We start from the raw sequence: 13309 nt of genomic DNA on the forward strand, positions 1-13309 counted from the left end.
CGAATATGCGCGGTGCCGCTTAGTCGTGTCGGGTCAGCGGGTGAAGGCCAGGGTTGTCACCGGTGACCGGTTGCCGTATGCGTCAACGGCTTCGACGCGGGCTTCGTATGCGGTGCCCGCTGCGGCATCGGGAATCGGAATGTCGAGGCTGTTCGGCCGCGGCATGAAGTAGAAGTCCGAGAGCACCTTCGACGAGACCACCTTCGCTCCGGTGGCTGTGTCCGTGACCTCGACGGCGTAGTGGTGCACCATCTGATCGTCCTTGGCCTGCGCGATCCTCAGTGCGGTCGCACCGTTTTCGCCGGTCGTCACCGAGAGCGGAGTGCTCGAGGTGAACTCCGGCGCGTGCGTGTTCCGTGCGCCCGAGGTGTAGCGGAAGTTGTCCTTGATCTGCTGGTTGGTCGACCCGTCGAGTTCGACCGTCCACCCCGAACCGCTCAGCGTGCCCGCGCTCGAGTACGGCGGCTGCCAGTTGGCTGACCACGCGCCACCGGCGTAGATGTCGTGCTTGTCTGCCGCCATGTTGATTCGGTTGATTTCCGTGCGGTCCTGGTAGACCTCGACGAAGAGCGCTTGGGCAGTGGGTGATTCGAAACGGTTCGCGAGACCGGACTCGGTCACCATCTGGTAGCCGTGATCGATTTCGATGTACGACATCGAGCCGTCGTTGACCGACGTGAAGTCACGCTGATGGATCGACCGGTCGTCGTTGTTGTTCAGATGTGAGTGCCCGGAGAAGAAGATTGCCTGAGGGAAGGCACTCAGGTCTTCGGTCAATCGAGGGTTCGACGCCTGCTGCCCGTCCATGGCTGTGTTGCTTGCCGGCCGGTGTCCCTGGACCAGGATCGGCTTGGTCAGGTTCCCGGACTCCGCGGTGATTTCGGTCAGGCGGGACTTCAGCCAATTGCGTTGCGCTGAATCATTGTTGTAGGTTTCGGTGTTGACCGTGAAGAGATGGACACCATTGACGTCGGATTCGTAGTATCCGCCACCGGAATCCGGGAACCACTCCGCCGGGTATCCGGCTCTGATCGCCGCGAGACTTGCATCGTGATTGCCGTTGGAGATCAGGAGTTGTGTGTCGTTCATGCCCTTTCGGGCGAGGTTTGCCTGGAAGATTTCTGCGACGATCTTGTGGTCGGGCCCCTTGCCGTCTCCGTTGTCGTTGATCATGTCCCCGTTGGAGAGGATAGCGTCGGGTTTCGGGAAGATGGAACCGATTGTGTCGAAGAAGCTTTCGTACTTCTTGTCGTTGTTCGCGTGATCGCCGACGTGGACGTCGGACATCACGACGACCTGAGCCAGCGGCTTTTCCGAGGTCTTGATCAGGTAGCCGAACGAGACGGCCGCGCTCGCGTGATCGCCGCGGAAAGCTGCGACAGTGACGTTGGTGTCCTGTGCGATGTGCAGCGGACGTCCCGGCGTGGCAGCTTGGCTGTCGGTGGTGGGTGTCGTTCCGTCCACGGTGTAGCGGACGGTGGCGCCGCGCTCGGCGGTGAAGGTCAGGTCGACGGGGTGCTCGTACCGTCCGCCGGGGACGCTGACGCCGGGCGCTGCGGGCGGCGTGTTGTTCTCGCCCGAAGAGCTGCCCCATTCGAAGGACGAACTGCCCCAGCCGGGTTCGGCGTGGGATTCGGCGGGGGCGATGCCGGGAACGGCGAGAGCCGCTGTCACGGCTGCTATCGCGATGGTCGTACGTCTCACGAGGATTCCTTGTCTTCGACGCGGTGGTTCAGACCTATCCGTAATTGGTCTGGACCAATTACGGTAGGTGGCGCCGGGTAGAAGAAGGTGTGTCCTGAATGTCCGATTAATGAAGCGTGTGTGAACACCCTGCAGTGCTTGGTACCGGTATACCCGGCTGCGTTTATGGCAAAGTCGATGGAGTGGACCTACGTCAGATCGAGTACTTCCTTGCCGTTGCCGGTGGTGAGTCCTTGTCGACGGCTGCGCAGAATCTGTCGGTCACCAAGCCGTCGCTGTCGCAGGGTATTCGTGGCCTCGAGCGTGAACTCGGAGTCGAACTGTTTCACCGCGTCGGTCGCGGTTTGGTGCTGACGGCAGCAGGTCGGGCATTGGTAGGGCCGGCGAGGCAGATGACTCGCAGCAGCGCGGCCGCGTTCGACGTCGCGATCGGTACGGCCGACGAGCCTCGTGGCCGGCTCGACATCTGCTCCGCGGCACATGGTCTCGAAGGTCCGATCGCACGCATCGTGGCAGACTTTCGTGAGCGGTGGCCTGCTGTGACCGTTCGGGTCGGTGAGTTGCCGCAGGGTGCAACGTCTGAGCAGGTGTTGGCAGACGGCGCGTGCGAGGTGGTCTTCAGTTACTGGCCACCCGACATGTCGGCGCTGTCCACGAAAGTGTTGGGGGTGAACGAGTACTGGCTGGCAGTGCCGTCGGGGGTTCATCCTGACGTCTGGCCGAATGGTGTGAAACCCGCTGCGGGAGAGCCGGTGTCATTGACGGCATTGCCCGATCTCCCCGTGGTGGGTGTGCTCAAACACTCGCGGGCTCGCCTTGCCATCGAGTCGTCTCTGCAGGCCGCCGGGGCCCGGACTCGGATGTCGACGGAGTTGGCGCAGCGGGAGACCGTCGGCGCGTTCGTCTTTGCTGGTTTGGGCATGGCATTCATGGAGCGTTCGTTGGCCGAGAGATCGGTCGCGTCCGGCGCGGAGATATTTCCGGTGGAGCCGCCGATCTCACTGAATTACGGCGTCGAGTTCGATCCGGAGACGCTCTCGCCGTTGGGCAGGCTGTTCGTGGAGGGCTTGTGACGTGGGGAGATGTTCTCGATGTACGCAGACCCGGCCGGTGAGAGCGGGCCGTCGCGGTAGACCAAGATCGTCTGCCGGGTGATCGGTGGGAAAAGCGAGCGAACCTCAGATGCCGGTGAGTCTTGTTCGGCGATCGATCTGGGCAGCAGCGCGGCGCCTACACCTTGCCCGACCATTTCCCGGACAGCAAGGCGATCTGGCACTTCCACGACGACGTCGGTGAGTTCCAGATCGTCGTCGATCGAGTGCCCGCGCCGAACTGCGGATGCCTCGACCACCATCGGCAGGCGCGCGACCACGGTGCGCGGAACCGGATCGGGGAGGTCTGTGGCCAGGCGAATGGGGATCGACAAGACCGTTTCCTGGGTGCTCACGGCAATTTCTCGAAGCCCGTCGGAGACTTCGGTACCCGGGTGGGTCTCGAGAAACCCGAGTTCACACGTACCTGCTCTGACGAGCGCGCGCACGTCCTGTGCGTTGGCGGAGGCGTTCGTGGAGAACCGAATTCCGGGTGCCGTCAGATGGAGGCGTCCGGCGACCTCTGCAACAGGGTCGATGGCGAGATCGGACTGAACTGCTATGGCGAGTTCCCCGGCGCGCAAAGCGGTTACCGCAGCCACCGCGGCCTCGGCCCGAGCAACGTCGGCGAGCAACGTACGGGCAGAATCGGCAACTGCCAGTCCGACCGTGGTGGGAGCCAGACCGCGAGTGGTGCGCTCGAAGAGTGTGGCTCCGAGAGCTCGTTCGAGGTTGCGCACGGCCTGCGAGAGGGACGGTTGCGAGATACGCAGGACGTCCGCGGCGGCAGTGACGCTGCCGTGATCGACGACCGCGACGAGATACTGCGCGCTGCGTATGTCCATGCCGGGTGCCTGCATCTGACGAATTCTCCCAGATGACGGAGCCTTGGCGGCGGTGACTTGCTGCGACCTGCGGACATAGGTCTGAGCTATGGCTCTGTGCGCCTTCTCGTCTTTGTGGCGCAGGCCATAGCGATGGTCGACTGTTCCAGTACCACCGACCGCGGTTCGTGCTCGGTGAGTACCTGGAACACAGGAGCGTGATGTGAGCGAGCTTCACCTACCCAACCGGATACGCCACTCGGCGTCGACACGGCCGTCCGATCCGGCAATCACGTGCGGCGACCGAACGCTGACTTGGGCTGAGCTGGATGGCGAGACCAGCACCTTGGCGAGTGCGCTGGCAGAAGTGACCACAACGGGTGCTCGTGTCGGTGCGCTACTGCGTATGGGGCTCGAAGGTGCGGAAACCTTCATCGCATGTGCGAAGGCAGGCGCTGTGTTCATACCGTTGAACTGGCGGCTCAACCCACTCGAACTCGTCGACATCGCCGAGGACGCGGAGCTCGACGTCTTGATCGTCGATGACGAGTTCGCCGCGGGGGCGGCGGCGATGTCCGCAGCGTTGCCGGACATCGAGGTCATAACCGTGGGAGCTGCAGGGGTCCTGCCGGATTCGCGAACCTGGGCGGAGTTCGTGGCATCAGGGACCGGTGTCGACCCCGGACACGGGCACGATCCGGACGCAGCAGTTCTGCAGCTGTACACGTCCGGGACAACCGGCCGGCCCAAGGGCGTCGTGGCCACGCACCGGAATCTGTACAACGAGCCCGAGGGGTTCGATGTCTACGAATTCGGTTCGAATGCAGTCGCACTCGATGCACTTCCCCTCTTTCACATCGCCGGTGCCGGCTGGATGAGTACATGCTTGTCGGCCGGAGTGCCTTTGGTGCTGCTCGGAGACATGGCGCCTGCTCGGGTCGCTGATGCCATCGCGACCCACCGCGTCACCCACGCATTTCTGGTGCCTGCGGTCATTCAGACGCTGGTAGATCTGCCGACTCTCGACAGTTTCGATCTGACCAGCCTGGAGGTGGTCGCCTATGGGGCGTCACCGATCACTCCGGCGCTCCTCGCCCACGCGATGACTGTCTTGAACTGCAAATTCGTTCAGCGATACGGGATGACCGAGACGACGGGTTCGGTATCCGTCCTTCGTGCTTACGACCATCATGTGAGCGGGCCGCGTTCGGAGTTGCTTCGCTCTGCGGGCAAGCCGATGATCGGCGTCGAGATCTCGATTCGAGACGTCACCACTGGTGAGGAATTGCCGCCCAATAGTTCCGGTGAGATCGTCGCGCGCAGTAGAAACAACACTCGCGGATACTGGCGACGTGACCGTGAGACCGCCGAATTGTTCACCCACGACGGTTTCCTCCGAACGGGGGACGCCGGCCATCTGGACGACGAGGGGTATCTGTTCGTCACCGATCGACTCAAGGACATGATCATCACCGGCGGAGAGAACGTCTATCCGATCGAGGTGGAATCCATTCTGGCCGAGCACCCCTCGGTCGCCGAGGTCGCGGTGGTCGGGGTTCCCGACAAGCGCTGGGGTGAATCCGTGACCGCAGTGGTCAAACTGGTCGACGGTGCCGACGTGCCGAGCGTCGACGAGTTGATCGCTTTCAGCACAGCGAAGTTGGCGTCGTACAAGAAACCTCGCCAGATCCATTTCGTGGACTCCCTACCTCGCAACGCGAGCGGAAAACTGCTCAAGTCGAGCCTGCGGACCATGCTGAACGCGAGCGGAGAAGCATCATGATCGTGACCGAAGACGTCGGTGTCGCACAACGTGAGGCATGGGCGAACAAAGTCCTTCCACCGGTCGAACAGGTGCGGGACGGATTGTGGTCGATCCCTGTTCCCATGCCGGACAACCCTTTGCGCTACGTACTCGTCTACGCACTCGCGCTCGACGACGGACTTGCCCTCATCGACGTCGGTTGGGATCACGAACAGTCCTGGCAGGCTCTCGTCGACGGCATAGCATCGATCGGATACCACGTTTCCGAAGTGCGCTATGCGGCAATCACGCACCTGCATCCCGATCACTTCGGCCTGGCGCCGCGTCTTCGGCAGGTCAGCGGCGCAACGCTTGCGATGCACGTGGCCGACGCGACGCTCCTCGGGTACCACGGGCCCGAACAGACCCGCGACGACATCAGTGGCTGGAACCTGCAGTTGTCCGAACTCGGCGCACCGGCCGAAGTGCTCGACGCGTCTCGGGTCGACCTGGTGCGGTTCGCCGAGCACGAAACCATCGACATTATTCTGGGAGAAGGGGATTCACTCGACCTACCCGGTTGGAATCTCCGCGCCCAATGGACACCGGGGCACACTCCCGGACATCTCTGTTTCGTGGAAGAGGACAGAGGCTTGTTGTTCAGCGGCGATCACATGCTGCCGAGGATCAGCCCGAACATCTCCACGATTCCCGGTGAACTCGAGAACCCACTTCATCGTTATCTTCTCTCGCTCGAGGCGACGACAACACTGGGCGAGTGCGAAGTGCTTCCGGCACATGAATATCGATTCCGTGGGATCGCCGATCGTGCACGTCAATTGATGGGGCACCACGAGGAGCGATTGGCGGAGATCGTGGCTGCGGTGCAGGATGAGCCTGAATCCACGGCCTGGGAACTCTCACGCACGATCTCCTGGTCTCGCCCGTTCGAACAGATGTCGCCGCGACTACTTCGCTTGGCAGTCCGCGAAACCCATGCTCATCTTGTTGTTTTGGCCAAGCGGGAGATCGTGACACCGTCCGGCGGCACACCCGTGCGCTGGAGCATTCGCGCGCAGTGACCTTTCAAGAATCTCATCACGGAAGTAGGAACCGAACATGAGCGTCGTGCTCACCGACTTCGCCGACGGCGTTGCCGTCATCACCCTCAATCGTCCCGAGGCCAAGAACGCGGTCAATCTCGAACTTGCCGAAGCCTTGGCTGCGGCCATCGACGAGTTCGAGGAACGGGCCGATCTCACCATCGGCATTCTGACCGGATCTGGTGGAACCTTCTGCGCCGGTATGGATCTGAAGGGATTTGCGCGCGGAGAGCGGCCATCGCTACCGGGTCGTGGTTTTGCCGGTCTGACCGAGGCACCGCCGTCGAAGCCGCTGATCGCAGCCGTCGAAGGTTGGGCACTCGCCGGCGGTTGCGAACTGGCCTTGGCGGCCGACTTGATCGTGGCGTCCACGGACGCGAAATTCGGCCTGCCCGAAGTGAAGCGGGGACTTGCCGCGGCCGCCGGCGGACTCCTACGTCTGCCGAAAATTCTTCCGTATCAGTTGGCCATGGAAATCGCGATCACGGGGGATCCACTCAGTGCCACCGTGGCGCATCATCACGGCTTGGTCAATCGGCTCGCCGAACCGGGACACGCGCTGACCGTCGCACGCGAGCTTGCGGCCCGAGTAGCGGCTAACGGTCCACTGGCTGTTCGCGCGACCAAGCAGGTACTGGCAATGTCCGCCAAGTACACCGATCCGGATGCCTTTGTCGCGCAACGCGAATTCATCGATCCGGTCTTCACCTCTCGTGATGCCAAGGAGGGCGCCACGGCATTTGCCGAGAAGCGCTCTCCCGTGTGGAGTGGTTCATGAGTGCCGAGACGATCGAGCGTGCGGCCGTAAGCATCGAACGAGACGGTGCTGTCGCGACGATTGTTCTCTGTCGGCCGCACCGCCGCAACGCTCTCGATCTCGACGCCTGGATCGCTCTACGTGAAGCAGTCCTCGAACTTCAAGAGGACGCGCAGATTCGCTCGGTGATCCTGACCGGCGCGGATGGGACCTTCTGCGCGGGCTCCGATCTGGACAAGCGTGGCTCGTCGCACCCGCTCGATCGCATGCGTGTCATCAACGCAACGGCAATCGCACTGAGTGAGTTTCCCAAACCTCTGGTGGCGAAGGTCGACGGGTTTGCCGTCGGAGCCGGATGGAACATGGCGTTGCTCTGCGACTTCGTCGTGGCGGCCAAGGGTGCGAAGTTCAGCCAGATCTTTGCCAAACGGGGGTTGTCTGTCGACTTCGGTGGTTCGTGGATCCTGCCGAGACTGGTCGGCCTCCAACAAGCCAAGCGACTGGTGATGCTTGCCGAGACGATCGACGCACAGGAAGCCTACGAGCTCGGGTTGGTGACTTATCTGGTCGAACCGGCCGAGCTGGACGAACACACGTCAACACTGGCGCAGCGGCTCGCCGCCGGCCCGCCGGCCGCACTGAGTCAGTCTGCCGCCATGCTCGAACATCACACCTCCCTCTCGTTGCGGGAGGCCTTGGACAACGAGGCGAGGGCGCAAGCGGTCAATTTTGCGACGGATGCCACCGACGCGGTTCGTGCCTTCGTGGAAAAGCGGGAGCCGATCTTCACCGGAGAGTGGGCCGTACCAGGGGCAACTCGGGTGGACTGAGCGACGGATCGCTGGTCGTATGATGGATGAGTGGATCTGCACTTCGTCACCTACTTCGTCGCTGTTGTCGACCACGGTGGGATAACGAAGGCCGCTCAGGCTCTCTACATTTCGCAGCCCTCGCTGTCACAGGCAATTCGTACGCTCGAGCGTCGGCTCGGCGCCACGCTGTTCGACCGGACGGGCAGGCGGTTGGTTCTTACCGACGCGGGCCGCACGTTCGATCTCGCGGCCAGGAGAATCCTTGCCGACGTCGAGCGCGCGAAGGCGAAAGTGACCGCCGTTCGCGAACTCGAGTTCGGTCGTGTCGACGTCGTCTCGTACTCGGCGTTCTCGATCGATCCGATGGTCGAGTTGGTCCGGCGATTCCGGGCCAACTTCCCGAAGATCGTCGTGCGTGTTCTCGACACGTACGGCCCGGCCGGGGTCGACAATGCGTTGCGGCGAGGGTCGGCCGAGGTCGGCGTCACCGATCTGAGTATCGGGTACGAAGGTTTGGTCACGGCTCCGATTGCCACTCAGGAGTTGGTGCTCGCCACCCATGCGTCGTTGTCCGGCCGACTTGCAACGCCGTTGGCGGATCCGGTTCCGCGAGCGCTCTTGCACAGTTTGCCGCTTGTGGTCGATCTCGGTGATCAATCGAATCAGTTCCGGGGTCTACTGAGCGAAGGCGCCGAGAACGTAGTCGTGGACTGTGTCCACCCTGTGACCACGTGGGAACTCGTGCGTCGAGGAATCGGCGCCACTGTAGTGCCGAGAAGGGTTGCACAACAGCAGATGACAGACGTCTGCGCCTTCTCCTTCGATCCGCCGCTGACACGCGACGTCGGTATCGTCTATCGCTCGGGCGAGCAATCCCCGGCGGCCGCTGCATTCATCGCGACGGCTGCGGAAATGGCCACCTCCGCCGTTCCGTCCACGGAAGAGGAGTGAACTGTGGAGTTCCGGCAGATGGAGTACTTCCTCGCAGTGGTCGAGAACAAGGGGATCAACGGCGCCGCAGCGGCTCTCGGCGTTGCTCAGCCGACCGTGTCACAAGCGTTGCGCGGGCTCGAACGTGAACTGGGAGTGAGGCTGTTCCACCGCATCGGGCGCGGCATGGTGCTCAGTGCTGCCGGTCGCAGTCTGGTCGGCCCGAGTCGACAGGTTTTGCGAGACGTAGCTGCGGCGGCTGAACAGTTGACGGCATCCGATGGCGCCATCGTCGGTCGCCTCGACATCATGGCTTTCCCTGCACTGACCTCGGGGACGATCGTCGATCTGATTGCGGAGTTCTGTCGACGGTATCCGCAAGCACGAGTCAGATTCTCGGAACTCGAGCGTGAGGACAATCTGGAAAGTCTCATCCGGGACGGCCACTGCGAATTCGCGGTGGCTCATCTGCCGCTCGAGGCGGGCGAAGGGCTCGAAATCGTCGAATTGGGGGAGCAGGAATACCGCCTGGTCTACCCGGCGGGAACGGAACTACCCGAGGGGCCGGTACGCCTTTCGGAAATGCCGGACATTCCCATGGTATTCGTTCCTCGCGGGGCAGCGATGGGTGACGCGATCGAAGACTCGATCCGAAAGGCCGGTACCAGAACGGAACTCGCGGTGGTGACCGAGCAACGGGAGTCGCGGCTCCCGATGGTCATCGCCGGACTCGGCGGTTCGTTGGTCGAGCGCTCGGTGGCGAAATCGATGCCTGGTCAGGTGGTGGAACGGGCCTGCGAGCCGAGATTTCTGCGTGCGTACGGTCTCGCCTTCGACCCCTCGACGTTGTCGCCGGTGGGACAGGTATTCGTGAACCTGATCCACGAGTACCTGTCCGACGAACGCCGGTCACAGCACTAGAGTCGGCAGATACGTTCTCGCGCGGCAGAGTACTCGGCGGCGAGACGTTCTACTACTGCATGCGTCGGAAGGACTGCGTCGATCGCTCCGATGCCCTGTCCGGCGCCCCAGATGTCTCGCCACGCCTTGGTATCGGTGTCGTTGGTCGCGAAACTCATTGCGGATGGATCGGATTCGGCCAGGTTGTCGGGGTCCAAGCCGGCGGCAACGATGCTGCCCCGCAGGTAGTTTCCGTGTACTCCGGTGAACAGGTTGGAATAGACGATGTCGGAGGCCCCTGAATCCACGATCATCTCCTTGTACGCAGGATCCGCGTTAGCCTCTTCGGTTGCGATGAAAGCTGATCCGACGTATGCCAAATCGGCCCCGGCCGCGAGCGCAGCGAGAATCGAATCACCATGAGCGATGGCACCTGACAACAGCAGTGGACCGGCGAACCACTCACGAATCTCCCGAATCAGGGCAAACGGCGACTGCCTACCGGCATGACCACCGGCCCCGGCAGCTACCGCGATCAGTCCGTCGGCGCCCTTCTCGATCGCCTTGCGTGCAAAGCGATTGTCGATGACGTCATGGAGAACGATTCCGCCGTATGCGTGGACTGCGTCGTTGATGTCGGTGCGAGCGCCGAGGGACGTGATGACGATCGGAACCTCGAACTCGGCGATGGTCGCCAGATCCTCTTCCAGGCGGTTGTTGGACCGGTGGACGATGAGGTTGACGGCAAATGGCGCCGACGGATTCTCCGGGTGCTCACGATCATGTTCCTCACGAGCCACGGTGATCAGTTTGAGCCAATCCCGAAGTGCTGACTGCGGACGAGCATTCAGTGCCGGGAAGGACCCGATGATGCCAGAGGTGCACTGCGCGATGACGAGGTCAGGGGTCGAGATGATGAACATCGGTGAAGCGAGAACCGGGACACGCAGTTGCGACGTCAGGTCTGCGAAGGTTGTCACCTGGAACCGCCTTTCTGATCGACGGATTCGAGAAGTCTCGAGCGGAGGTCGGTCTTGAGGACCTTACCGGCAGCCGATGTCGGAAGGAGTTCTACCTCGACGACTTCGCGAATCTTCTTGTACGGCAGCACCTGCTCGGCGACGAACGCCTTGATCTGCTCGGCGTCGAACTCGGCGCCCGGAATCATCACGACGAAGGCTACGGGCTCCTGGCCGTTGCTCCCCACTTCGCGGCCGACAACCGCGGCAGTCGAGATCGCCGGGTGCGAGACCAGAATCTCTTCGAGTTCACGCGGATAGACGTTGTACCCCTTGTAGATGAGCATGTCCTTGGCCCGGTCACAGATGAAGAGGTATCCGTCCGAGTCCAGGTACGCGATGTCTCCCGTATCCAACCAGCCGTCGACGAACTGTTCTGCGGTGGTTTCCGGGTGTCCGAGATAGCCGTCGGTGACCTGAGGTCCACGCACCCAGAGTTCGCCGCGTTCGTTCTCGCCTAGAACGGTCTTCCGGTCGAGCTGATCGCGAATCTGGATTTCGGTGTCGAAGATCGGGAGGCCGACGCTGCTCTGCCGATATTCCGAGCCGTTGATCAGCGGAGCGGCCGTGACCACACAGGTGGCCTCGGTCAGCCCGTACCCTTCGACGACGAGCGCTTTGGGAAATGCCCGGCGGAGTGCGGCGAGCGTGACACTGTCGATCGGGGCGGCACCCGAAGACACGACGCACACGCTGTCGGTGTTGCGCACCGTAGCGTCGGGATGAACCGACAGTGCGTGCCACATGGCGGGAGACCCGGTGAGATAGGTGGCCTCGTGCTTTTCGATCAGCTCGAGCATCCGGCCGGGTTCGAACCGACCGGCGAACACCTGGGTGAGACCGGAAATCAACAGGAACGACGTGTTGAGCAACGAATGTGCGTGGAAGAGAGGGGAGACCACGATGGTCGCCCCGGTCCCGGGCGTCGGACCGAGCACGTCGAGGCCGTCGATGCGTCGAGGCGTGACGAGACCGTCAGGACCTGCTTCCAACTCGTGACCGGTTCTCCACCCACACATCTGCGTGATGTTGCCGACGACGTTGCGGTGAAGAACACGAACACCTTTGGAGACTCCGGTGGTTCCGCCGGTGAACGCGATGTGTGCGATGTCGTCGCTACGAACCGAGGCAGGGGTGAATTCGGTGGGTAGATCGGCGATGAAGGAGTCGAATGCGACGACCGACTCCGGTGTGTCGAGCGCGCCCTCGGTGTCCTGGACCATCACGATCGTACGCACGGAGGTTCCTGAAGCGGCCGCGAGCAGTACGTGCAGCTGCGAACTCTGAGTCACTGCAGCAACGGCGGACGTCTCTTCGATCTGCTTGCGCAGGCCGAGCTCTGGCTGCAGTGGGTTGACCAATGTGACTGTCGCCCCGGCCTGTAGGCATCCGTAGTAAGCCTGGAGGAACTCGACGCAGTTCCCGAGGTGCATCAACACCACGTCGCCGACGCCCACCCCGGCTTGCCGCAGTGCGCCGGCGAATTGCGCACTGCGCTGACCGAGTTCGCGGAAGGTGCACGTACGCTCGCCGTCCACGACGGCGAGGCGGTCACCGTAGAGCGCCGCCATGCTGGGCGCCCAGTACGCCATGGTGGTATCCGGGTATTGCATGTTGTGCCGCAGTTGTGGATTGGCGATCACGCTGGTGCCCGTCACCGGGGAGCCATTCGGATAGCGCCGTCGAGTCTGATGGTCTCGCCGTTGAGGTAGCCGTTCTCGAGCATCGAGACGGCGAGCTGGCCGAACTCGTCCGGACGACCCAGTCGTGAGGGATTGGGAACAGAGGCTTCGAGGGCCGTGCGCACGTCTTCGCGTAGGCGCGCCAGGAGGGGAGTGTCCATGATGCCGGGAGCAATGGTGTTGACGCGGATTCCGCGGCTGGCGAGATCGCGGGCAGCGGTGACCGTCATACCGACGATGCCGGCTTTGGACGCTGTGTAGTTGATCTGACCGATCTGACCTTCGAATGCTGCGACCGACGCCGTCATGACGATGGCACCTCGCTCACCGTCCACGGCGTCGAGTTCCGCCATCCGCTCGGCGCCGAGACGGAGTGCGTTGAACGAACCGACAAGATTCAGCTTGACGACGAACTCGAAATCTTCGACCGATCCGGCTTTTCCGTCCTTGTCGAGAATGCGCATACGACGCCCGGCGCCCGCGCAGTGGACGACGCCGCGGAGGCCGCCGCGCTCGTGCGCCGCGTCGAGTGCTTCGGCGAATTGTTCGCTGTCGGTGACGTCGGCCGGGGCGAATTGTGCGGCAGCACCGAGATCGGCCGCCACCTGCTTACCGTCGGACGAAGGCAGATCGATCAACGTGACCTGCGCTCCGGCGTCGAGCAGCCGTCGAGCGGTTGCCAGGCCGAGGCCTGAAGCGCCGCCGGTGATCGCGGTGGAAAGTCCCTCGAGTTTCATGGATCA

At 62.7% G+C, this 13309-nt stretch carries 12 protein-coding genes; 7 read left to right on the forward strand and 5 right to left on the reverse strand.

The genetic code is table 11. The features are described 5' to 3' along the window. Positions 1 to 33: 33 nt before the first annotated feature. The gene (locus ABH939_RS00835; RefSeq protein WP_007729525.1) at positions 34 to 1704 is read right to left on the reverse strand and encodes a chitobiase/beta-hexosaminidase C-terminal domain-containing protein; all 1671 of its coding nucleotides are present in this window, start codon (positions 1702 to 1704) and stop codon (positions 34 to 36) included. Positions 1705 to 1886: 182 nt separating this feature from the next. Here ABH939_RS00835 and ABH939_RS00840 point away from each other — a divergent pair, with 182 nt between their 5' ends. After that, the gene (locus ABH939_RS00840; protein ID WP_007729523.1) at positions 1887 to 2777 is read left to right on the forward strand and encodes a LysR family transcriptional regulator; all 891 of its coding nucleotides are present in this window, start codon (positions 1887 to 1889) and stop codon (positions 2775 to 2777) included. Here ABH939_RS00840 and ABH939_RS00845 read toward each other — a convergent pair. Further along, positions 2711 to 3655: a LysR family transcriptional regulator gene (locus tag ABH939_RS00845; RefSeq protein ID WP_054188394.1), complete on the reverse strand. Its 945-nt coding sequence runs from the start codon at positions 3653 to 3655 to the stop codon at positions 2711 to 2713. The genes ABH939_RS00840 and ABH939_RS00845 overlap by 67 nt on opposite strands. Before the next feature lie 187 nt (positions 3656 to 3842). Here ABH939_RS00845 and ABH939_RS00850 point away from each other — a divergent pair, with 187 nt between their 5' ends. From ABH939_RS00850 to ABH939_RS00875, 6 genes are read left to right on the forward strand one after another with little or no spacing between them, the layout of a single operon-like run. Continuing rightward, entirely contained in the window at positions 3843 to 5402 is a 1560-nt protein-coding gene (locus ABH939_RS00850; protein ID WP_075834441.1) for a long-chain-fatty-acid--CoA ligase, read from the forward strand. Beyond that, positions 5399 to 6445, forward strand: coding sequence for an MBL fold metallo-hydrolase (locus tag ABH939_RS00855; RefSeq protein WP_064114211.1), 1047 nt, complete (start codon positions 5399 to 5401; stop codon positions 6443 to 6445). Before ABH939_RS00850 ends, ABH939_RS00855 begins: the two co-directional genes overlap by 4 nt. A gap of 37 nt (positions 6446 to 6482) precedes the next feature. Further along, positions 6483 to 7244: a crotonase/enoyl-CoA hydratase family protein gene (locus tag ABH939_RS00860; RefSeq protein WP_065351440.1), complete on the forward strand. Its 762-nt coding sequence runs from the start codon at positions 6483 to 6485 to the stop codon at positions 7242 to 7244. Further along, a complete protein-coding gene (locus tag ABH939_RS00865) occupies positions 7241 to 8053 on the forward strand; it encodes an enoyl-CoA hydratase/isomerase family protein (RefSeq protein WP_075835472.1) in 813 nt (270 codons plus the stop codon). The genes ABH939_RS00860 and ABH939_RS00865 overlap by 4 nt, the downstream gene beginning before the upstream one ends. A 30-nt stretch (positions 8054 to 8083) precedes the next feature. Further along, positions 8084 to 8986, forward strand: a complete 903-nt coding sequence (locus ABH939_RS00870; RefSeq protein ID WP_007729501.1) for a LysR family transcriptional regulator — start codon at positions 8084 to 8086, stop codon at positions 8984 to 8986. Between the two features lie 3 nt (positions 8987 to 8989). Further along, the gene (locus tag ABH939_RS00875; RefSeq protein ID WP_003939949.1) at positions 8990 to 9886 is read left to right on the forward strand and encodes a LysR family transcriptional regulator; all 897 of its coding nucleotides are present in this window, start codon (positions 8990 to 8992) and stop codon (positions 9884 to 9886) included. Here ABH939_RS00875 and ABH939_RS00880 read toward each other — a convergent pair. The 3 genes from ABH939_RS00880 to ABH939_RS00890 are packed head-to-tail and all read right to left on the reverse strand — an operon-like array spanning position 9883 to position 13303. Next, positions 9883 to 10788 (reverse strand): nitronate monooxygenase family protein, encoded by a 906-nt coding sequence (locus tag ABH939_RS00880; RefSeq protein ID WP_245361854.1) that lies wholly within the window; start codon positions 10786 to 10788, stop codon positions 9883 to 9885. The genes ABH939_RS00875 and ABH939_RS00880 overlap by 4 nt on opposite strands. A gap of 53 nt (positions 10789 to 10841) precedes the next feature. After that, positions 10842 to 12497: a class I adenylate-forming enzyme family protein gene (locus tag ABH939_RS00885; protein ID WP_166503000.1), complete on the reverse strand. Its 1656-nt coding sequence runs from the start codon at positions 12495 to 12497 to the stop codon at positions 10842 to 10844. A 41-nt stretch (positions 12498 to 12538) separates the two neighbouring features. After that, on the reverse strand, positions 12539 to 13303 hold the full coding sequence (locus ABH939_RS00890; protein WP_003939944.1) for an SDR family NAD(P)-dependent oxidoreductase: 765 nt from the start codon (positions 13301 to 13303) through the stop codon (positions 12539 to 12541). Between the last annotated feature and the right edge of the window lie 6 nt (positions 13304 to 13309).

The organism is Rhodococcus sp. 27YEA6, assembly GCF_044908235.1.
GTDB lineage: Bacteria > Actinomycetota > Actinomycetes > Mycobacteriales > Mycobacteriaceae > Rhodococcus_F > Rhodococcus_F qingshengii.

What these genes read in the sequence shown, in the direction of transcription:
- ABH939_RS00845 (WP_054188394.1), bottom strand. Translation starts at nt 3,655, where the DNA reads ATGCAGGCACCCGGCATGGACATACGCAGCGCGCAGTATCTCGTCGCG.
- ABH939_RS00855 (WP_064114211.1), top strand. Translation starts at nt 5,399, where the DNA reads ATGATCGTGACCGAAGACGTCGGTGTCGCACAACGTGAGGCATGGGCG.
- ABH939_RS00860 (WP_065351440.1), top strand. Translation starts at nt 6,483, where the DNA reads ATGAGCGTCGTGCTCACCGACTTCGCCGACGGCGTTGCCGTCATCACC.
- ABH939_RS00865 (WP_075835472.1), top strand. Translation starts at nt 7,241, where the DNA reads ATGAGTGCCGAGACGATCGAGCGTGCGGCCGTAAGCATCGAACGAGAC.
- ABH939_RS00880 (WP_245361854.1), bottom strand. Translation starts at nt 10,788, where the DNA reads ATGTTCATCATCTCGACCCCTGACCTCGTCATCGCGCAGTGCACCTCT.
- ABH939_RS00885 (WP_166503000.1), bottom strand. Translation starts at nt 12,497, where the DNA reads ATGCAATACCCGGATACCACCATGGCGTACTGGGCGCCCAGCATGGCG.
- ABH939_RS00890 (WP_003939944.1), bottom strand. Translation starts at nt 13,303, where the DNA reads ATGAAACTCGAGGGACTTTCCACCGCGATCACCGGCGGCGCTTCAGGC.